Source organism: Paenibacillus sp. MCAF9 (assembly GCF_052114265.1).
GTDB lineage: Bacteria > Bacillota > Bacilli > Paenibacillales > Paenibacillaceae > Pristimantibacillus.
The window spans coordinates 1-19,750 of record NZ_JBFREL010000004.1 but is presented as its reverse complement, the minus strand read 5'-3'; the positions used below and the strand labels follow the sequence as shown (position 1 = coordinate 19,750).

At 43.3% G+C, this 19,750-nt stretch carries 19 protein-coding genes and 13 tRNA genes; 2 read left to right on the top strand and 30 right to left on the bottom strand.

Annotated elements, in window-relative coordinates; genetic code table 11:
* The first annotated feature begins 55 nt into the window (after positions 1-55).
* Positions 56-556: a molybdopterin-guanine dinucleotide biosynthesis protein B gene (gene mobB / locus AB4Z45_RS08035; RefSeq protein WP_441908631.1), complete on the top strand. Its 501-nt coding sequence runs from the start codon at positions 56-58 to the stop codon at positions 554-556.
* A gap of 8 nt (positions 557-564) precedes the next feature.
* Here mobB and AB4Z45_RS08030 read toward each other — a convergent pair whose 3' ends face one another.
* The 6 genes from AB4Z45_RS08030 to AB4Z45_RS08005 all read right to left on the bottom strand — a co-directional run bounded on the left by AB4Z45_RS08030 (position 565) and on the right by AB4Z45_RS08005 (position 4,620).
* Positions 565-1,215: a response regulator transcription factor gene (locus tag AB4Z45_RS08030; RefSeq protein WP_076271056.1), complete on the bottom strand. Its 651-nt coding sequence runs from the start codon at positions 1,213-1,215 to the stop codon at positions 565-567.
* Between the two features lie 82 nt (positions 1,216-1,297).
* On the bottom strand, positions 1,298-2,284 hold the full coding sequence (locus AB4Z45_RS08025; protein ID WP_076270986.1) for a sensor histidine kinase: 987 nt from the start codon (positions 2,282-2,284) through the stop codon (positions 1,298-1,300).
* A 101-nt stretch (positions 2,285-2,385) separates the two neighbouring features.
* Positions 2,386-3,093 carry a PspA/IM30 family protein gene (locus tag AB4Z45_RS08020; RefSeq protein ID WP_076270985.1) on the bottom strand — a complete coding sequence of 236 codons (708 nt, stop codon included), beginning with the start codon at positions 3,091-3,093 and terminating at the stop codon, positions 2,386-2,388.
* A 1-nt stretch (position 3,094) separates the two neighbouring features.
* Positions 3,095-3,574 (bottom strand): PspC domain-containing protein, encoded by a 480-nt coding sequence (locus AB4Z45_RS08015; protein ID WP_441908630.1) that lies wholly within the window; start codon positions 3,572-3,574, stop codon positions 3,095-3,097.
* Positions 3,562-4,248 carry a PspA/IM30 family protein gene (locus AB4Z45_RS08010; protein WP_076270983.1) on the bottom strand — a complete coding sequence of 229 codons (687 nt, stop codon included), beginning with the start codon at positions 4,246-4,248 and terminating at the stop codon, positions 3,562-3,564. The genes AB4Z45_RS08015 and AB4Z45_RS08010 overlap by 13 nt, the downstream gene beginning before the upstream one ends.
* Before the next feature lie 75 nt (positions 4,249-4,323).
* Positions 4,324-4,620, bottom strand: coding sequence for a LiaF transmembrane domain-containing protein (locus AB4Z45_RS08005; protein ID WP_076271055.1), 297 nt, complete (start codon positions 4,618-4,620; stop codon positions 4,324-4,326).
* 262 nt (positions 4,621-4,882) lie between these two features.
* On the opposite strand from AB4Z45_RS08005, the gene AB4Z45_RS08000 reads away from it, so the two are divergent.
* Entirely contained in the window at positions 4,883-5,431 is a 549-nt protein-coding gene (locus AB4Z45_RS08000; RefSeq protein ID WP_441908629.1) for a C40 family peptidase, read from the top strand.
* 75 nt (positions 5,432-5,506) lie between these two features.
* Here AB4Z45_RS08000 and AB4Z45_RS07995 read toward each other — a convergent pair whose 3' ends face one another.
* From AB4Z45_RS07995 to AB4Z45_RS07880, 24 genes are all read right to left on the bottom strand, one after another.
* A complete protein-coding gene (locus AB4Z45_RS07995) occupies positions 5,507-7,090 on the bottom strand; it encodes an ABC transporter substrate-binding protein (RefSeq protein WP_441908627.1) in 1,584 nt (527 codons plus the stop codon).
* 134 nt (positions 7,091-7,224) lie between these two features.
* Positions 7,225-8,772 (bottom strand): ABC transporter substrate-binding protein, encoded by a 1,548-nt coding sequence (locus AB4Z45_RS07990; RefSeq protein ID WP_339207456.1) that lies wholly within the window; start codon positions 8,770-8,772, stop codon positions 7,225-7,227.
* 86 nt (positions 8,773-8,858) lie between these two features.
* Positions 8,859-9,797 carry a carbohydrate ABC transporter permease gene (locus AB4Z45_RS07985; RefSeq protein ID WP_076270979.1) on the bottom strand — a complete coding sequence of 313 codons (939 nt, stop codon included), beginning with the start codon at positions 9,795-9,797 and terminating at the stop codon, positions 8,859-8,861.
* 50 nt (positions 9,798-9,847) lie between these two features.
* The gene (locus AB4Z45_RS07980) at positions 9,848-10,771 is read right to left on the bottom strand and encodes an ABC transporter permease (protein ID WP_076271054.1); all 924 of its coding nucleotides are present in this window, start codon (positions 10,769-10,771) and stop codon (positions 9,848-9,850) included.
* A 174-nt stretch (positions 10,772-10,945) separates the two neighbouring features.
* Complete coding sequence (locus AB4Z45_RS07975; RefSeq protein WP_441908625.1) at positions 10,946-12,559, bottom strand: helix-turn-helix domain-containing protein; 1,614 nt, start codon at positions 12,557-12,559, stop codon at positions 10,946-10,948.
* Positions 12,552-14,303, bottom strand: a complete 1,752-nt coding sequence (locus AB4Z45_RS07970) for a sensor histidine kinase (protein ID WP_441908623.1) — start codon at positions 14,301-14,303, stop codon at positions 12,552-12,554. Before AB4Z45_RS07970 ends, AB4Z45_RS07975 begins: the two co-directional genes overlap by 8 nt.
* Before the next feature lie 164 nt (positions 14,304-14,467).
* A complete protein-coding gene (locus AB4Z45_RS07965; protein ID WP_441908622.1) occupies positions 14,468-15,223 on the bottom strand; it encodes a hypothetical protein in 756 nt (251 codons plus the stop codon).
* Entirely contained in the window at positions 15,220-15,918 is a 699-nt protein-coding gene (locus AB4Z45_RS07960; RefSeq protein ID WP_441908620.1) for an ABC transporter ATP-binding protein, read from the bottom strand. Before AB4Z45_RS07960 ends, AB4Z45_RS07965 begins: the two co-directional genes overlap by 4 nt.
* A gap of 7 nt (positions 15,919-15,925) precedes the next feature.
* Entirely contained in the window at positions 15,926-16,306 is a 381-nt protein-coding gene (locus tag AB4Z45_RS07955) for a GntR family transcriptional regulator (protein WP_441908619.1), read from the bottom strand.
* Positions 16,307-16,351: 45 nt separating this feature from the next.
* A complete protein-coding gene (locus tag AB4Z45_RS07950; protein ID WP_441908618.1) occupies positions 16,352-17,104 on the bottom strand; it encodes an ABC transporter permease in 753 nt (250 codons plus the stop codon).
* A complete protein-coding gene (locus tag AB4Z45_RS07945; protein ID WP_441908617.1) occupies positions 17,097-18,053 on the bottom strand; it encodes an ABC transporter ATP-binding protein in 957 nt (318 codons plus the stop codon). Before AB4Z45_RS07945 ends, AB4Z45_RS07950 begins: the two co-directional genes overlap by 8 nt.
* 158 nt (positions 18,054-18,211) lie before the next feature.
* Positions 18,212-18,293 (bottom strand) — tRNA-Leu (locus AB4Z45_RS07940).
* Between the two features lie 106 nt (positions 18,294-18,399).
* Positions 18,400-18,474 (bottom strand) — tRNA-Gln (locus AB4Z45_RS07935).
* Positions 18,475-18,505: 31 nt separating this feature from the next.
* Positions 18,506-18,581: transfer RNA gene (locus AB4Z45_RS07930), tRNA-His, on the bottom strand.
* A gap of 18 nt (positions 18,582-18,599) precedes the next feature.
* A tRNA-Trp gene (locus AB4Z45_RS07925) sits at positions 18,600-18,673 on the bottom strand.
* Between the two features lie 11 nt (positions 18,674-18,684).
* A tRNA-Tyr gene (locus AB4Z45_RS07920) sits at positions 18,685-18,769 on the bottom strand.
* A 3-nt stretch (positions 18,770-18,772) separates the two neighbouring features.
* Positions 18,773-18,848 (bottom strand) — tRNA-Thr (locus tag AB4Z45_RS07915).
* 31 nt (positions 18,849-18,879) lie between these two features.
* Positions 18,880-18,955, bottom strand: a tRNA-Phe gene (locus AB4Z45_RS07910).
* Between the two features lie 16 nt (positions 18,956-18,971).
* Positions 18,972-19,048 (bottom strand) — tRNA-Asp (locus AB4Z45_RS07905).
* Positions 19,049-19,086: 38 nt separating this feature from the next.
* A tRNA-Met gene (locus AB4Z45_RS07900) sits at positions 19,087-19,163 on the bottom strand.
* 18 nt (positions 19,164-19,181) lie between these two features.
* Positions 19,182-19,257: transfer RNA gene (locus AB4Z45_RS07895), tRNA-Val, on the bottom strand.
* A 66-nt stretch (positions 19,258-19,323) separates the two neighbouring features.
* Positions 19,324-19,398 (bottom strand) — tRNA-Glu (locus AB4Z45_RS07890).
* Between the two features lie 4 nt (positions 19,399-19,402).
* Positions 19,403-19,493: transfer RNA gene (locus tag AB4Z45_RS07885), tRNA-Ser, on the bottom strand.
* A 4-nt stretch (positions 19,494-19,497) separates the two neighbouring features.
* Positions 19,498-19,573 (bottom strand) — tRNA-Asn (locus AB4Z45_RS07880).
* Positions 19,574-19,750: the final 177 nt, after the last annotated feature.

The window sequence follows — 19,750 nt, the reverse complement described above, 5'->3', positions numbered from 1 at the left end:
ATGTATGTTAAACTATTGGCAATTACGGTCATCAAGCGCCATGAAGGAGAAGCCCATGCCATTAATCGTTCAAATCGTTGGATACAAAAATACCGGCAAAACCACATTGGTTTGCCGGCTAACAGAACGCTTCAAACAAGCAGGATATAAAGTTGGGACAATCAAACGCGACGCGCATGATTTTCAGATCGATACACCAGGAACGGATACATGGAGGCATCAAGAGGCAGGGGCGGATATAACAGCTATCACATCCTCAAAGCGTACAGCTATTATGAAACAGCATGCTGAACCGCTTCAGCTGTTAATTTCACAAATGACCGAGGCCGACGTTATTCTTATCGAAGGTTTCAAAGATGCCTCATACCCAAAAATCATCATGATTCGAACTGCGGTTGATTCCGAGCTGTTCCATAGTGTTTCAAACCCTCTTGCAGCCGCGGCTTGGAGTGATGCCAGCTCTGGAACAATAGTTCACCCGTCCATCCCAGTAATCGATGTAGATGATATCGAGCAGCTATACCAAAAAGTATTATCGATATCCGCTAAGCCATAGCGCTACACTTATTCGGCAATTCCTTGTCTATGTGCATAAATGGCTGCTTGCGTGCGATCATCCACATCAAGCTTATTAAAAATATTAGTAATATGAAATTTTACTGTTTTCACACCAATGAACAGCTCATCGGCAATTTCTTGATTGGAGCGTCCCTGTGCAACCCGCTTCAATACATCCATCTCGCGCTCAGTCAGCTCATCATGCAGCGGAGCTTGCTCCTGCTGCTTTGGCTGCCGGAAGCGATTCATCATTTTAGCTGCTACCTGCGACTCCAGTACCGATTGTCCGCGAGCAGCGGCCCTTATCGCATCCGCGATCTCGGTCGCTCGCGACGTCTTCAGCAAATAGCTGAATGCGCCTGCTTCAATAACAGGGTAGAGCTTGCTATCATCCAAATAGCTCGTCAATACAATTACCTTGCATTCCGGGTACAGTTCCAGCAGTTTTGCTGTCGTCTCGACACCATCCATGCCATCCATAACTAAATCCATAAGTACAACATCCGGTCTGTATGCCTGTGCTAATCGAATGCCGTCCATGCCGTTGCTCGCTTCACCGACAACCTCAATTCCATCCTCGGTATCAAGCACCGCTGCAAGTCCGATGCGCACCATTTCATGATCATCTACAAGCAGAACCTTTATAGGCCGACTCAATTGCTGGGTTGCTTCCACACCTTACACCGCCCTCATTTTTTCATAAAGCTCATCATTATTACTATAATTATATTACATTCTCTTATGAAACATCAGTGGGCACCCAAATTTCAATGACAGTTCCCTCGCCAGGTCTCGAAATCATCTGCAGGGAGCCGCCAATTTCAATTACCCGCTCTTCCATAGTCAGCAAGCCATAGGACGTTTGCTTCTTCGCTTCAAGATCAAATCCAACGCCGCTGTCCTTCAGACTCATGTGTACTTGGTTGCCGAATTGAAGCAATTTGATATCCATGCTTTCCGCTTTCGAATGCCTGAGCGTATTCGATAATGCCTCCTGAGCGATGCGGAATAAATGATCCTCAGCATTAGGAGGAAGCAGGATCGTATCATCAACCTCAAGTGTAATCTTCATCGGTACTTTCTGCTTCAGCTCATCCACTAGAACAGTAAGCGCCTGCCCCAGATTTTTTCCGTCCAAGTGGACGGGCCGAAGATGTAGCAGCAACGCGCGCATTTCTGATTGAGCAACGGCAGCCATTTCCTCAATAAGCTGTACCTGACGTTTGGCTCGCTCCCAATCTCGCTCAATCGTTCGACTAACAGCAGTCGCTGTCATCGATATGGCGAATAACTGCTGGCTTACTGCATCATGCAGCTCGCGCGCAAGCCGCTGGCGCTCTTCGATTACTGCGGTGAACTTGACCTTCTTCGCCCAGTTAGGATCAACCTGCTCTTGTTCTGAAATTTCGTTTTCCGTCGTCTCCCCATTGCTTAACGTAACTGTAAATCGACGTTTTTTTTGCTGCTCGGTCAGCCGCTTCAGCGATTCCTTTAGCTTGGAGTTTTGCAAATAACCGTTTAATGTAGCAGCCGCTAAACCTGCGCCAACGAAAGCTAGTCCGATAATTGCCCATTTCCCTTGAAGCGTGAAGAGATCAACATAACCGATTCCTTGCAATATGATAACAACCAAGCTGACAATGATCAGCAGCCACAATATCGTTTCCGTTACAAGACGCTTGCGGGCCGCATGATTCGAATGGTCGCTCTTATTGCCTTGCTCCATACGGCTCACTTCCTTCTCTTCGCTATTTTAACCACTATGAAGTAAAAAACATATGAAAGAGCAGACCGCAAAACGGTCCGCTTCCTTCATAGCCTATAGTCTTATTCCTCAGTCGGAGCCTTTGTTAATGAAGTTGTTGGGTTTAGCTTGTTTTTTAGTGCTTGCAGCTGCTCATCCACTTTATTTTTTTTCTCAGCATCTGCTGCATTAAAGCTGTTCGAAGAGCTGTTATAGGAGTAAGGCGTGCGCAATACATCTGCTTCAGCCTCTAGCTGCATAATTTTCTCTTCCATCCGGTAGAAGCCGCGTGATGCCGAACCGCTATCAATCGTGTTGTTTGTAGTCAATTGCGCCATTTGCTTTTGAGCTTTTGCTACTTGTGCACGGGAAGCAAGCTCATTGCGCTTGTTGCGAAGCTGGTAGAACTCTTCCTTCATTGCGTGCAGCTGTTGCATCAATTCCTCAGCCTGAGTCTTCGATTGTGCGTGCAAATCAGTATATTCTGTTACCTTTTGGTCAAAATAAAGCTTCTCTTCAAGCAGCTTGCGCGTATGTTCTTCTTGTCCAGCTCTTAGAGCCGCTTCTGCTTTTGATTCACGATCTGCCGCGCTGCGTACTGTTTCTTCCAAGCGCTGCTTCATCCGGCGCTCATTCGCCATTTGTTTAGCTACTGTAACCTCAGCTTGATGAATTTCAGATTCCATGTCACGCAAGTATTGATTTAACATAATAATCGGATCTTCAATTTTGTCCAATGCCTCATTTACCGATGCCTTAGTCATGTCTTTCATGCGTTTGAAAATTCCCATATTAAAAATCCCCCTTCTCGTATTTAGCAATTTTGGCTTTCAATTCTTCAATTTCACGACGTAGTGCTTTTTTCTCCAAATCATCCATCATGCTATCGAACTGTGACGATGTTGTAGGCTGGGATGAAGGTGCCGGTGCACTCCAAGAGCCTGGCGCTTGCGGCGGGTTTTTGTAAGGACCGCCGAAAGGCGAATTTGTATGTTGATCGAATCCTGGGTTATAACCTCCGCCATAACCGTTTCCGTTTCCGTTACCAAAGCCGTTTGGACCGTAGCCGGAGTAGACCGGCGGTTCTTTAGGAACAACCAAGCCTGCGATAATATAGATCAGAATAACAGCTCCGCTTGTGAAGATCGTAACGACTATAAGCAGAATCCGCAGCAGCGTCGCATCCACATTCAACATTTCTGCTAATCCACCGCAAAGACCGAATAATTTTTTGTCTCGAGAAGATCGATACAGTTTTTTCAAGACGACCATCCCTCTTTCTCAAGCTTACGTTTCAGCTGCTCAAGCTCTCGTTCAATAACTGACTGCAATGTGTTGCCCGCTTCGGATACGAATTCTTGACCCATCTTGCGAATGTCGCGAAGACTCTTTGCTTCATGCTCCATGCCGCTTATACGATCTTCCAGCTTTCTAAACACAGAACCCGATTGAATGCCTTGATCACCGAAGCCGCTCGTATATCGAGCGTTCATTCGTTGTTGAAGCCTTAGTGATTCCATACGAGCTGCATAATATTCACGCTTGTCATATACCGATTGGTATTCGCTGCGCATCTCGCGCAGCTGTTCTTCAAGATCAAGCGTGTTTTGACGGCTTTGCTCGAACAGCTCACGGTATTGAATTGAACGCTCTTCGCAGCTAGCTTTCTCATGCAATGCGATTCTTGCCATTTGCTCCTCGCCAGCCTTCAGAGCTGTCAAAGCTTGATTCTCACGGCGTTCCTTTTGCTCTTCAGCTTGCAGCCATTGTGCTTTCAAGTGATTGCTATGTCCTGCATACTGCTGATATAATTTCTCAGCTTGGATAATATCTTCTCTTGTCGACCAGAGGAATTGATCAATCAACCGTACTGGATCCTCTGATTTTTCAAGCCGTTCATTTAATGTAGCGACAGTAATGTCGCGAACTCGCTTCATAATGCTCATTCAATGTCCTCCTTAACGTTTTGCGGTGCAAAACCAGCTTCATCTATCTTTACATTTAATAATGATTCGCAGCAACTAGAATGCTCTGCGTTTGTCTTTCTTAAAGAGGCTCACACCAGCAACGATTAAGCCGATTGCTAGAAGCAGTAAGATGATACCGCCGAGTTTGCCGAAAATCATCATGCCGCCGATTGCAATAAGTATTCCGCCAATCCATTTCTTATTGTTCGACCAACCGACAACCCCCAATCCGATTAGTATGAACGGGAGCAAAAATCCGAATATTGCACCAAAATGAACTCCGACAAAATTAAGTACCGCGATACTGCCGACGATGACAAGCAACACGCCCAAAGCGCTTTTTCCATTCATCTCCATTTCCAACTCCTTTCGACTATTAGAATTTATTCATTTTTCTTTTCTTGCCTTACGTGTGTTGCTCTTGCTTATGTACTTAGTTTAGATCAATTTCTCCTTTTATAAAACGGACTTTCGGCGGTTTTCTCACTAGACTTAGGTCGAGTGGGCAGCCCGCCTCTAGGGTCAAATGCGGGTTAATACCCATATTTTACAGCTTAAACTACTAATATCCCTGTGTTACGTTATTATCACACAGGAGGTGTATACGCTGCCAATGAAAAACTATTCGATTAAGAAACTCATTGTAGCTGGCTTTTTGACTACCGTATTATTCAATACTGGGGCCATTCCTTTCCAAACAAATGGACATGTCTATGCAGCATCATCATCGGTGGAGAAAATAATTGCAACAGGAATGAAATACTTAGGGACACCCTATGAGTTCGGCTCTGATCGAAGCACAACGAAAACATTTGATTGTTCAGATTTCACCAAACACATATTTGAAAAAGCAGCGGGCGTAACGCTTCCTTCTACCTCTGCTCTGCAAGCAGCTTATATTAAGAAAAATTCAGCGATTCAAACAGACTGGAAAAACCTAAAGCGCGGTGACCTCATGTTCTTTATGTCCTATCACGGCAGCAGTACGGCAGGTTATTCGCGTTTAACGAAGTCAAAACAAACGATAACTCACGTAGGCGTTTATTTAGGCAATGGAAAAATGCTCGATACTTATTCGAAGGAAAGCGGCGGCGTACGGGTCGACAACATCGACAATACGCACTGGGAATACCGTTTTGTTTTTGGCGGAAGCGCGCTCTAGCCGTTTTCTTATCATTAAAAAGTGCCGGTCCAGCTACGAAAGCGCATGGCCGGCACAACTTATAGGCTTTGAAGCTTATTTGCTTGCAAGAAATTGATCGAATTGCTTTTGCTTCTCCGCTATTATTTTCTCGATACCTGCCGCTCTCAGCCTCTCGATATACTCGGGCAGTACTTTATCAACATCTACAGATCCTGTTTCAAGCGCAGTTTGGTACTGCCTATCCACATTGCCGACCGCAGCTACTTCAGCCCTTACCGTATCTCCATTAAATACGAAGCCAAGGCCTGGTGAAATTTTTGCCTCTTGGTTAAATTGCTTGAAGCTATTCCACTTCATTGGGTCTTCACTTTCCCATACATAATTTAAAAACTGATTGCCGAACATCCAAGTGGTTCCTGGATTATAATTTTGCGTATACTCGGTTGGCCTGATCACATTCTCACTAACCTTTATATAATGCCTGCCTTCAATCCCGTAGTTCAATAAATTATTTAAGTAAACATCTGTATGCAGCCGATTAATAAACATCATCGCTCGCGCTGGATCTTGTGAGGTCGAAGAGATAGCCAGCATTGACCCCGCGGTCTCTGACGTTGCTATCGTCTTCACATTTAACGGCAGCTGCGCAAGCTTTCCGATCATACCCGTCTGAATCGCCAGCTCTTCACTTTTGCCGGGCTTCAATGCGCCAGTTATTGAAAAAACATCGCCGGATCTCAGCGCCTCGCTGTTCATCGTCTGATTCGTAGCCGCATCTTTATTAATGTACCCTTTTTGAAAAAACTTGCGTGTAATGTGCAGTGTATCTATATAACGGCCCACTTCATAGGCAGGCAAAACCTTAGTGCTTTCTCCATCCTTCAAAATGACCCCAGGAATCGATGTATCTCCTAATGCATCAAAATTCCCAATGTAATGTGTATTAAACGATTCCCCCATCTTCAGATAAAGGGGTGTGATCTCCGGCTTTTTCTCTCGGACAATCTGATAAACCTCATCTAAGTCTTCTATACTTTTCACTTTAGTCATATCTATTCCAAGCTCTTCAGCTATATCCGCGCGATAGATAATGCCTCCCTGCGCAGCAAGCTCCTTGTTTGTTGGAACGGCATAATTATGTCCCTCAATCTTGGCACCTGCCAGAAATACAGGGTCAAGCGATTGCAAAATGCCTTGGCCATACTGATCTAAAAGCTCATCAACGGCTAAAAAAGCACCTTTTGACACATTAATCGCGTGTTTATTCCATTGCGCTGTAAATAAAATATCAATCTTTTCACGTGATGCGATCATCAGATTGACTTTATCGTCCCACGGTCCCCAGTCAATTGGAATGAGGTCTATTTTTGCATTTATTTTCGTTAATAAGTAGTCATTCATGGCCGCTTCTATTTCTTCTTCATCTTTCTGCGGTGCACCTGTATATACAAACTTAAGCGTGTACGCTTTTAATTGATGAATGTCAGAGTTATCGGCTTCATCCACTTCTCCTGAATCTATTGAAACGCTTTCATTATTGATTTCAAGTTGGCTCTTGGCTTCACTATTGCTCCATGCCGGTTCTGTGCCTGACTCATTTGAACAAGCTATAACTAGAAAGAAGCAGGTCAGCAGGAGCATCCTTGCACGCATCAAATGGTACATCGATCGAGTCATACCCGCATAGCCCCCTACTGCATGGATGAATTGCATTTGTTAGCTTAATTGTAAGGAATACACAAAAAATTGCAAGCAAGAAAAACCCGCGCCTTTAGAAGGCGCGGGTTTCATTGATCGTAACAACAGGTTGTTTACTTGCTGGCTAGGAACGCATCAAATTGCTTTTGTTTCTCCGCAACCACTTTATCAACGCCTGCTTCCTTCAATTTCTTATCATATTCAGCTAACGTTTTATCGACGTCGACCGAGCCTGTTTCAAGCGCTCTTTGATATTGACGGATTACGTTTGCCAATGCTCCAACTTCCGATTTCACTGGCTCGCTGTCGAATACGAAACCAAGGCCTGGAGAAACCTTCGCATTTTGGTTGAACTCTTTAAATTTAGCCCACTTATCTGGGTCCTCTGTATTCCAAACATAGTTCAAGAACTGACTGCCGAACATCCAAGCCGAGCCTGGGTTATAGTTAGCTGTATTTCCTGTAGCTGTTATGATTTCTCCACTGCGTGTATAATGGTCGCCTTCAATACCGAAGTTAAGCAAGTTATTGATTTCCTTGTCAGTATGAAGCAAATTAATCAACATCATCGCACGGTCTGGATCCTTAGAAGTGGAAGAGATACCTAGCATCGAACCAGCAGTTTCAGATGTGGCGACTGTTTTTTCTGTCATCATGATTTGAGCAAGCTTCCCAGTCAGGTTAGAAGCGCTTGCAATCTCTGCGTCCTTGCCTGGTTTCATTGGCTCAATTGTAGAGAATACATTGCCTGCCTTCCAAGCGTCTGCTGAAGCAACTTGTGTAGTCGCAGCATCTGCATTAATGTAGCCTTTCTTGAAATAGTCACGAGTCAGATTTAAATATTGCTTGTAGCGATCAAGCTGCTCCATAGGCATCACTTTAGTATCGTCTTTATCTTTAAGAATGGCGCCAGGAATCGTTGAATCGCCCAAGAAGTCGTAATTGGCGAAGAAGTGCGAGTTGAAAGCGCCTGCCGTTGTATACAGCGGAATTAATTCCGGCTTTTTCTCCTTAACCACGGCATATACAGCATCAAGATCTTCTGGTGTTTTCACATTGCTCATATCAATGCCGAGCTCATCGGTAACATCTTTGCGGTAGACGATTCCGCCAGCAGCCGCGAGCTCCTTGTTCGTTGGAACACCGTAGTTTTTGCCGCTAATTTTTGCCCCCTCCAGAAACGCAGGGTCTAATGAATCTTTAATGCCTTGACCGTATTTATCAATCAGGTCACCTAGATCCAGAAATGCGCCTTTGGCAACATATTTAGCATGACCATTCCACTGCGCCGTGAACACAATGTCCACTTCTTCCCTCGAAGCAACCATCAAATTGATTTTATCATCCCATGCGCCCCAATCAATTGGCCTGAGATCAATCGTTGCGTTGATTTTTTCAGTAAGCAGCTTGTTGAGTGCTTCTTCTACTTTTTTCTCATCCGTTTGCGGTGTGCCAGGATATACGAGAGAAATCTGATATGGCTTCAAATCTGATGCTGGCGGCTCTTCATCCTTAGTGACTGGTTTATCCGTTTCGGCAGCTGGCGCTTTTGTTGGCTCTGCGTTGTTTTTCCCGTTGTTTCCTGAACATGCGGATACAATCAGTACGATGGACATCAGCATGAGAAGAAGCATCGATGTTTTTTGTTTAACTTGCTTCATAGCGGGTGGACCTCCCTCAAAAATTTGGATTATATGCTAAATCGGCGTTGCCGATTACAGCCGTATGATTGCTGATAGCCATGAATTCAACCTTTTACAGCGCCGACAGTCAGCCCTTTTACAAAATATTTTTGAAAGAACGGATATGCAAAAATGATAGGGCCGATTCCAACAACAACCATTGCCATACGAACCGTCTCGCTCGGAAACTTAAAGGTGCCTCCAGCCGCAATAATAGCCGCCGCCGCCGTACTGTTATTAGCTAAAAACTGAATGTTCAGCATCGTCTTATACATGAGGTATTGAACAGTTATGTTCGATTCCTTCGTAATGAACACAAGGCTGAGGAACCAATCATTCCAATACGTTAACGTCTGAAAGAGTGCTACTGTGGCAAGTACCGGAAGCGATAACGGCAAAACAATTTTGAAAAAGATCGTCAGCTCTCCTGCTCCATCAATTTTTGCAGACTCCAGAATGGCAACAGGAATGGTCGTTTGGAAAAACGTTCGAATGATTAGAACAAAAAACGCAGCAACTAAAAGCGGTACAATAAGAGCCATTATCGTATCCTTCAAATCGAGCATTTGAACATATACGAGATACCAAGGAACTAAGCCCCCTGAGAAAAGCATCGTAAAAAATACGAAGAAGGTAAAAAACTTGGCATGAGGAAAGTCTGATCTGGATATTGGATAAGCGTACAGCGCCATGATCATTAAGCTAAGTGAAGTTCCGACAATCGTTACAAAGATAGAGATACCATAGGATCGAAAAATTTGGGTCGCATCCTTAAATAGGAACTGGTACGCTGCCAAATCAAACTTTGATGGAATAAATTGATACCCTTCCCTGACAACTGTACTTTCATCGGAGATCGAAACCATAATAATTAAAATGAGCGGCACGATACAAAGCAACGAATACACTATAAAAAATATATTGATGCCTAGAGAAGCCGGAAGTGATAATTGGTTTTTGATATTAGATCCGGAAGGTATTTTTTCAATCTCAGCTGCTTCCATAGGATCACCTCCAAACAAAATTTTCGTAAATATCCTTCGATTGCGCGACTCTAAAATAACGCATTATCTTTATTAATTCGGCGGACCACCCAATTCGAGAAAAATACTAATGCGAAGCCGATTACGGATTGCAGCAATCCTGCCGCTGAGGATAAGCCAATATCACCAACCGTTAGGAATGTGCGATAAACATAGGTGTCGATAACATTCGTTACCGGGAACAACACACCCGATTCTCTTGGCACTTGGAAAAACAAACCGAAATCCGCGTTAAATATTTTTCCGATCTGCAGCAGCGTCATAATCGTAATGATCGGCATAATGAGCGGGATCGTAATACTCGTCATTTGCTTCCACTTGCTTGCTCCGTCTATGGTTGCTGCTTCGTAATACTCATCATCTATGCCAATGATGGCTGCCATATAAATGACGGTAAAGTACCCCATGCTTTTCCAGGTGTTAACGATTGGCAAAATGTAAGGCCATACCTCCTGGGTGAAATACCATTGAACCTGTTCAAGTCCAAGCGCCGGCAGCAGCGAAGTGTTCAAATACCCATGCTGATCGCTCAAGAAGCCATAGACCAAATAACTAATGACGACCATCGATAAAAAGTAGGGCAGGAACATAATCGTTTGATGAAGCTTTGCGAGAAACCGGCTTCTGATTTCATTAAGCATGATTGCAAAGGAGAGCGGGAATACCAAGTTCAATACGATAAAACCTGAGTTGTACAGCAGCGTATTCCTTGTAATGATCCAAGCGTCTGACGTTTTGAACAAATACTCAAAGTTTCTTAACCCGCTCCAGGCGCTTCCAAATATTCCATCCGCGTAATTAATGTTTTTGAACGCAATTATGATTCCGAACATCGGAATGTAATTGTTCAGCAGCAGCAATACAATGGCTGGCAGCATCATTAGGTAGAACATCCAATACTTGCGAAAAATACGGAGTTGAGACATTTTTTTCATTGAACTCTTCGGAATATAGGCAGCTGTTGTTATCGCTTCCGACGTATGTTTCGCCAACGCCTTCCCCCTCCTCTTTCTAAAACTCTTGTGTTTCATCTAGGTATAATTGTATAAAAAAAAGACGCCGACATCTGTCGGCGCCGTGACCATATTAACGGTGCAGTGACTTTTCAATCATACATCCTGAAAGTTTTTACGATACTCTTGCGGTGTAAGCCCTGTCGTTTTCTTAAACAGCTTAGAAAAGTGCGAGAAATTACTATATCCCACGTTTATGGCAATATCACTTATTCGGTTATTTGTTTTTTCAAGCTCGATTCTCGCCTTAGCTATACGCATTCGAACCAAATAATCCGTTAACGAGTAACCCGTTTCCCTTCGGAACAAACGAGATAAATAAGCTGGATTCAAATAAACAGACTCTGCCGCTTGCTCACGACTGAATTCCTCTCCCATATGCTCTTCCATGTAGCGCTGAACCTTCTCCACAACTTGTGACACGTCCTTGCCGTTTTGGTTGGCATAGTCCGTTATCTGCTGGCTCAATTGCTGTGTCCATGTTCGCATGCGCGGCAATGATTTGAGAATGTTCTCGCCTACCTCCCATTCTCTATGTACAAACACGTCCGTCATTTGAACCGACTTTTTATTCAACCATTGGAACACCATATTCATATATCCATAATAAAACGATGCCATATGGGTATAATCAACTTTCAGCTCTAACATCTGGTCGAAGCATTCATCTATTCGCAAGGACAACTCCGTCTGCTTGCCGGACTCCAGCAATAGTGCCCAGTCAGAGAAGGGGGCTTGCTGAAGTGTATTCAATCCTTGCTTCTGTGTATGATCACGCTCCATTATAATCGCACAAGTATTGCTGACGTTGCTTCTCTCTAAGGTAAGCAGCGTTTGTATTGTAGTACGGAGCTGCTTCACTTCCGCTGCTTCGCTTATATAACAGGATAACGAGCAATTCAGCATCGTTTTGCATTGATCAATAAATGTTTTGCATCTGGCATGCAGATCATTATTGCCTTGCTTGTCATCGAACACTCCACTATAAAATATTGCATATAAAATCCCGCTGCCATCTTGCACAATATGGCCAGATTCACCTTGAAGCACGATCTCTTCAGCTGCATTCTTAATACCGTATGTCATGATCTCCTCATCACGGGCCGACCATTCCTCCCGCCACTGCTCGATGCTGATTAGCACGACGCGAATCAAACTGTCCGATTCAAGCGGTAAACCATAGGTTTGCAATGAGAAATTGAGCTGTTGCGATGCCGCTGATAAACGGTAGTGAATGACATCTTGCCAGAAACGCTCTATTAATATAGGCTGCTGCTTGCTCCATTGCTCATAAAATAAGTTGTACGTCCCGCGAATTTTTTCCAGCTGCTCCAAATCACGAGCTTTTTCCAGCGCCTCATTCACACATGCTTTTAGAGCGTTATGATCGATCGGCTTGAGCAAATAATCGAAGCAGTCAAGCTGAACCGCCTGCTGCGCATATTTAAAATCCGCATGACCGGTCAAAAAGATAGTTACGCTGGAAGGGGAATGCTCATTCGCCCACTCTAGCAATTCGATTCCGCTTTGATTTGGCATATCAATATCCGATATCATAATGTGAATCGTATGCGCAGTCAGCAGCGCCTGGGCCTCTTCCGCATCTATAGCCGTATAAATGCTCGCAATCGGCAGCGTTGACCAGTCTATGCCATTCACGATGCCTCGAATTGCTATCTCCTCATCATCTACCACCAATAAGTTATACAACTGCTTTCACTCCCTCCGTAAGCTTAGGAAATACGATAACGACAATTGCTCCGGTGCCCTCCGCTTGATTGCGGAAAGTAATTGATGTCCGCTCGCCATACAGCAGCTGTAGTCTATGAATGACATTCATAATGCCTAAGCTGCTCGATTCGCCTTCCTGCAGCGGTTCTTTGTTTTGCAGCTTCTCCAGCACCTCAGGACTAAAGCCCGTACCATTGTCGCTGATCGATAACGTAAATCCATGCTCGGAGTCTATTTCCGCACATATTTTGATTTGGAAAAGCTGCCTCCTGTTTTTGAACCCATGAATGATGGAGTTTTCTACAAAAGGCTGAATGGTTAATGCAGCAATTGGATAATGCAAAATGTCATCGATTCCCTCATAGGTACATTGCAGCTTCTCAGGAAATCTAATCTTTTGAATCGTCATATAGTTTTCGATATGCATTAGTTCTTCCTTAAGTGTAATCGTGTCCCGATTGGCTTTCATAATAAATCGGAAATAATCAGCGAGATGCAGCGACATCTTTTTCACCGATTCCGTATCGCCTAATGCTGCTAAATTATAAATAATATTTAAGCTGTTCATATAAAAATGCGGATTAATTTGCGCTTGGAGCTGCTTAAGCTCTCCTTGCTTCACGCGGAGCTGCTCCTCGTAAACATCAATTTTCAAGGTTTTAATTTGTTCAGCCATGATGTTGAAGGTGTTTCCTAGAAACTCAAATTCAAGCGATTTGTTTTTCTTCAATCTGACATCCAGCATTCCTAAAGAGATTTTCTTCATTCCTAGAATAAGCTCATGCAGCGGCTTAAACAGCATGTTCCTCATAAAGAACAAATAAATAAGCAAAATAGCTAGAAACCCAATTGGAGCAAATAACGTCGCATTTCTAAAAAATAATAAATTACGCAGCAGCGTCCGCTCAGGTATAACGACTCGATAAGCGATATCCACCATTTCGCTCATTCTATTCATAACAAGATAGGTTTCGCCTGTATTTCGATCAGTCAGCGATTCATACGGTTTCTTCGATATTTTATAGCTGAGTTCCAGCGGCGCTAAGTTTTCCGTCAATGACTGAACAAGCTGATCGCCAGCGCGTAAATAAATGCCGTTATGACCGATATCACCGTCACTCCATTGAATCGATAACATTCTGTTTATATCCTGTACTTTAATGATTGCGCCGACGTATAAATCATCTGACACCTTAATGAAATTGATCAAAAAAAACTTCCCTGGCATCCGCTCGTCTGCTCTGACCTCCCATAAATGTTGATCATTCATAAGCAGATTTTCTTCCTTTGTCATTGAATCCATATGCGTTTTTATTATCTTTTTTGTATCGTTATATACGCTTTTTGTTCCAAAAATAATATCTTTATCGTGATATAGAAATACAGCATCAATCAGATTATAGACGCCAACGTCGCGATTTAGTTTCCCATCAATTCTAATTTTCGTTAACGTATAACCGTCACTATCCATCGGAAAGGACATTAGCAAACCTACGTCGGTATCAAGCACTGACATTTTATAAAGATAATCATTAATCTGCAATAGATTTTGATCCGTTTGCCCCACGTAAATATCGAGTGTGTTTCGATAGGTCTCAGATACTTTCTCTCGAACGATCTCACGTGAGTAACTGTTGTTAATAAGCATATAAATAACTACAGGCAGCATAACTGCCATAAACCCAATAATAAGACGAGTTCTAATCGATTTACCGAACCTCACGCTCCGCTTCCCCCTACTATCGATTGAATCATAATCATATTACCATTTAAAGCGTTTTCTTGAAATCACTTAAAAGCGATATGCTGATCCTTTTTTCAAATCTATTTAAAGCATAAAAAAGCGCATATAGGATTTTCACCCCACATGCGCCAACGTCATTTTTTTTAAATCTCGACTTTCTTTTTTAACAAATAAATCATTAGAAACAAGTAACCTAAAGTAAACGCTAAATCCAGTAAAAATGGTCCGAATAAAAAATCCACATTAAATGATGAACCAAAGGTTACTGATCCGCTATTCGATTGAGGTACATTGACTGAAACTATACCCATCATACCTTCTTTTTGGTCAAATAACTGATACGTTAACCAAGAAGCAATGCTTTGTACTCCAAAGAAAAAGACAATCCCGATCCATGTAGAATGTTTCACTCGGAAGCTGCGCGCCACTGTAATGGAACATAGAATCGAGAGCATAAAGGATGTGTACATCCAAATATAGCTTATTACCATTCCGAATACAGCGCCGTTCTCTAAAGAAACATGTTCTTTGAAATATTGAATATCCATATCCGAAAATGCAATGAAGATCGCGATATGAATAGCTGCTATAATCAAAACGAGCAGCATGATGATCCAGCCTAGAAGGATAGCAGCACCTATTCCATTGATTGGGTGCAGCGGCAGTAAGCGCCGGCTGTAGGATTTAATGTTTCGTTCAAACGTACGGCAGCAATGGATGAACAACAAGATAAAGACCATTACATAGCCGAAAATACTAAACGCTGTAATAAGACCTTCATCCCAGTTGCGCGTTAATCCCGTAATACTGAGCGCTGCTTCTAGTATGATAAAGATTGCAAGCGTGCTGAGGATACCATCGTTGCTTCGCTTCCAATCGTATTTCAACAGCTTAATCATTCCCCAAACACCGCCTTAAACATTTCATCAACGCTTTTACCGTGAGCCAGTCGTATATTTTCTACCTCATCCTGCAATACAATCTTACCCTCGCGTATGAAAACAACTTCATCAAAGATCCGCTCAATATCGCGTACAAGATGGGTTGAAATGATTAAGCTGCTTTCTTCGTTATAGTAGTTAACAATCGCATCCAATATTTTCGTTCTTGCTACTGGATCTACGCCTCCGATTGGCTCATCAAGCAAATACAGCCTCGCATTTCGTGATAATACGAGTGTAAGCTGAAGACGTTCATTCATCCCTTTAGATAACGCGCTTACCCGATCACGTTTATTCAAATTCATGAAAGCAAGCATTTCATTTGCTTTCTTATGATCAAAATCGGCATAAAAATCCTTATAAAAATCTATTGCATCCTCTACGCGCATCCAGCTCTCTGTGAGCGGTTGATCCGGCATAAAAGATGTAATTGCTTTTGTCTCGTTGCTTACAAGATGCCCGTTAATCGTAACCGTGCCCGAAGCTGGATGAATGAGTCCTGCAGCTATTTTCATCAATGTGCTTTTGCCACTGCCATTGCTTCCTAACAGACCAACAATCTTGCCAGGTGCCAACGTGAGTGAGACTTGGTCCAGCGCCTTCTTGCCGGCGAATGACTTTGATACCTCTGTCAGCTTCAAAATGCTCTCCACAGTCCCATCACTCCTTTACTTTATCTTCTTCTTTTACCGCTTGTGAAACGATCGTTACGATATCGTTATTTGCAAAGCCCAGCTCCTGCATCCCTTGAATAAAGCGACCGAGCAAATCTCCTGCCATTTCTTTTTTGATATCCATTATTTTCGACTCCTCACTAGTGACATATCGGCCAAGCCCGCGCTTCGTTTCGACGATTTGTTCTCGCTCAAGCTCCTGAAAGGTTCGTTGTATCGTATTCGGGTTGATTTGCAGTTCTAACGCAAGTTCTCGTACCGCCGGTATTTTATCCCCAGCCTTCAACTTGCCAATGACAATTTCTTTCTTAATATAATTCATGATCTGCAAGTAGATTGGCAAATTATTATCAAATTCTATGCTCACAATATGTCCTTCTCCCCTCAACTGCCCACTCGAAAACGTTGCATGTTAGGCAATATCCCGTTTTTTAAACGTAACAAAGCTAATAACCAAAAACAAACACACATATGCTGCACACACAACACTCGGGAACAACATTCCGCCAGATGACGATTCATTACCTGTAAATAACGATAGATCTGTATTCATAAAGAGTAGATATTTGGAGAAATCGTAGCTTGATAATAACATTTTCATTAAGCCTTCCAATAAGACAGCAGTCATGCCTATTCCTATTGTCGCTCCAGATGATCTCGTTAAAATGCCGAACATAAACGTTAAAGTTACATAGATGGTTGTATAAACTGTTTGAAATAACATTGATTTCGCAACATCCAACCAGGAAACTTCCCCTGTCGCTTCAAATCCAAATGCGATTCCTCCTGCTGCAAGAGCAGCAGCTATTGTGAAAATAATGAGCGAACAAACAAACAATATAACGGCTGCATATTTTGATGCTAAAATTTTGCTTCTACCATGAGCTCGTATGAGCAAAAATTTAACGGTTCCTAATTGATGTTCCTTTGCGACGATACCAGCTGTGAAAATAATGGCTACAATCGTTACGATCTGTCCGACTCCATTTGCCATGATCGATCCAGCAAATTCTAGCATAGTTGGATATTGATCACCAGACATTTTCCAAATTAAATAAGTGAAACCTACAATCGTAAGGAGCATTACTGCGTATGCAATGAAGAAGCTTCGTTTCTTTGACATTTTCAACCATTCGTTTAATACTAGACCGTTAAAATTAAGCAATGCGACTACCCCCAGTCCATTTCAAAAACTCGTCTTCCAGTGATATCTTCGTTTCAGTGATTCGATAAATTTTAATATTGTCTTCCCCTAGCTTGCTTACTACCTGAGGAATAAGTTCATTCTGAAGAGCTAATACAAGCTCGCTGCTATCTTTTAAAAGCTGAATAACTTCAACCCCATCTATACTTGTAGAAACCCGGCTTGCTCGCTCAATATCATCTACACGAACAACAACGGATAGTTGCTTGGATTGCTCTTCCTTATCGCTTAGTGAACGATGAGTCACATATTTGCCTTCCTGAATAACAACGACTCTGCTGCACATGAGCTCCATTTCTGAGAGCAGATGACTCGATACAAGAATCGATATCCCTTCTTGAACAGCTATTCTTTGCAAATATTGTCTCATTTCACGAATCCCTGCTGGATCTAAGCCATTAGTTGGCTCATCCAGTATTAACAAAGATGGATTGTCTAACAGTGCTTGTGCAATGCCTAGACGCTGCCTCATTCCAAGAGAGTATGCTTTTACTTTCTTGTTCATTGCTGCCTCTAAACCTACCAGCTCCGTAACTGCTTTTATCCGTTCTTCCGTAATGCCTGATGACATTCTCTGATATTGCTTTAGATTATCATACCCTGTCATATATGGATAAAACTCAGGATTTTCTATAATAGCTCCGATATGCCTTATGGCACCTGTAAATTCATTACGTATGCTTTTTCCTTGAATAAGCACGTCACCCTCGGACATTTGAATCAAACCCACAATCATTCGGATTGTCGTTGTTTTACCTGCACCGTTTGGCCCAAGCAACCCTACGATTTCTCCCTTGTGAATATCAAATGACATTCGATCTACGATTGCTTTGCCTGCAATACGTTTGGTTACATTTTTTAAAGAAAGTACGGGGATTGCTCCCTTTATTTCAGAAGATGATTTCATCATTTCCTTACCTCCATCGTCTTAGTGTTCTAGTTAAATAGTACACTAGGTTTAATCAGATGTAAAGGGGCAATTTTCAGGTCGATTTTACCTATTATGAAACTAAAACACAAAAAAACTCTTAAGATCATTATGATCTTAAGAGTTTGTGTTAGAAAAGTTGGTGCCGATGAGAGGACTCGAACCTCCACGGTTTCCCTCACGATTTTGAGTCGCGCGCGTCTGCCATTCCGCCACATCGGCATTTCAGTAAAGATGGCGTGCCCTAAGAGATTCGAACGGGAATCGAACCCGCGACCCTCGCCTTGGCAAGGCGATGCTCTACCGCTGAGCCACTTCCGCATATAAATGGCTGGGGATTCAGGGATCGAACCTGAGAATGACGGAGTCAAAGTCCGTTGCCTTACCGCTTGGCTAATCCCCAACAAAATGCGTGATGCTATTTTTTGAATTAATGGGGCGATCGAGGGGAATTGAACCCCCGAGTGTCGGATCCACAAACCGATGCGTTAACCACTTCGCCACGACCGCCATATTCAAATGTTTTATTGGCAGGGGCAGCAGGAATTGAACCCACACCAAAGGTTTTGGAGACCTTTGTTCTACCTTTAAACTATGCCCCTAGGTAAAAAAATGGTGGAGGATGATGGATTCGAACCACCGAACTCAGAGAGAGCAGATTTACAGTCTGCCGTGTTTAGCCACTTCACTAATCCTCCATGTGGTGCCGTCGAGAGGACTTGAACCCCCAACCTACTGATTACAAGTCAGTTGCTCTACCAGTTGAGCTACAACGGCATATTCACTTGTGTTGCTTGTACTGCATCAATGGTGGCTCGGGACGGAATCGAACCGCCGACACGAGGATTTTCAGTCCTCTGCTCTACCGACTGAGCTACCGAGCCTGATGTTGTTTTTAAGTGGCGGAGCTGACGGGATTCGAACCCGCGGTCTCCTGCGTGACAGGCAGGCATGTTGGGCCACTACACCACAGCTCCACATCATGTTCTCGGAAAGTTCCGAAAGGTAAAGAATTTGGTTGCGGGGGCAGGATTTGAACCTGCGGCCTTCGGGTTATGAGCCCGACGAGCTACCGGGCTGCTCCACCCCGCGTCGTTATTATTTAATAAATGGTGGAGGATGACGGGATCGAACCGCCGACCCTCTGCTTGTAAGGCAGATGCTCTCCCAGCTGAGCTAATCCTCCATGTTGAGCGACCTTTATATCATATCATAGGTCATTCTTTTTTGTCAATCTTTTTTATAGAAAAGTTGGTGACCCGTAGGGGACTCGAACCCCTGTTACCTCCGTGAAAGGGAGGTGTCTTAACCACTTGACCAACGGGCCTTGCTGGCAGAGAGGAAGGGATTCGAACCCTCGAGACCCGGTTAGAGCCTACACGATTTCCAATCGTGCTCCTTCGACCACTCGGACACCTCTCTACAATGGCTCCCCGAACAGGACTCGAACCTGTGACAACTCGATTAACAGTCGAGTGCTCTACCAACTGAGCTATCAGGGAATATTAAGCATTCAAAGCAAATTGCGCCCTGAAAACTGGATACGAAAGATTAGGCTTGCTGAAGCCTTTTTAGCTGCTGTCTACTGGATGTATGGGTCACAGTAAACGTGTTTAGGATAAGCCCTCGACCGATTAGTATTCGTCAGCTACACACATTGCTGTGCTTCCACCCCGAAC

Bases quoted from the DNA above. Each gene is read 5' to 3' on its own strand.
- mobB (WP_441908631.1), top strand. From the start codon at position 56: ATGCCATTAATCGTTCAAATCGTTGGATACAAAAATACCGGCAAAACC.
- AB4Z45_RS08025 (WP_076270986.1), bottom strand. From the start codon at position 2,284: ATGGAGCAAGGCAATAAGAGCGACCATTCGAATCATGCGGCCCGCAAG.
- AB4Z45_RS08020 (WP_076270985.1), bottom strand. From the start codon at position 3,093: ATGGGAATTTTCAAACGCATGAAAGACATGACTAAGGCATCGGTAAAT.
- AB4Z45_RS08015 (WP_441908630.1), bottom strand. From the start codon at position 3,574: ATGGTCGTCTTGAAAAAACTGTATCGATCTTCTCGAGACAAAAAATTA.
- AB4Z45_RS08010 (WP_076270983.1), bottom strand. From the start codon at position 4,248: ATGAGCATTATGAAGCGAGTTCGCGACATTACTGTCGCTACATTAAAT.
- AB4Z45_RS08005 (WP_076271055.1), bottom strand. From the start codon at position 4,620: ATGAATGGAAAAAGCGCTTTGGGCGTGTTGCTTGTCATCGTCGGCAGT.
- AB4Z45_RS08000 (WP_441908629.1), top strand. From the start codon at position 4,883: ATGAAAAACTATTCGATTAAGAAACTCATTGTAGCTGGCTTTTTGACT.
- AB4Z45_RS07995 (WP_441908627.1), bottom strand. From the start codon at position 7,090: ATGACTCGATCGATGTACCATTTGATGCGTGCAAGGATGCTCCTGCTG.
- AB4Z45_RS07990 (WP_339207456.1), bottom strand. From the start codon at position 8,772: ATGAAGCAAGTTAAACAAAAAACATCGATGCTTCTTCTCATGCTGATG.
- AB4Z45_RS07985 (WP_076270979.1), bottom strand. From the start codon at position 9,797: ATGGAAGCAGCTGAGATTGAAAAAATACCTTCCGGATCTAATATCAAA.
- AB4Z45_RS07980 (WP_076271054.1), bottom strand. From the start codon at position 10,771: ATGAAAAAAATGTCTCAACTCCGTATTTTTCGCAAGTATTGGATGTTC.
- AB4Z45_RS07965 (WP_441908622.1), bottom strand. From the start codon at position 15,223: ATGATTAAGCTGTTGAAATACGATTGGAAGCGAAGCAACGATGGTATC.
- AB4Z45_RS07945 (WP_441908617.1), bottom strand. From the start codon at position 18,053: ATGATGAAATCATCTTCTGAAATAAAGGGAGCAATCCCCGTACTTTCT.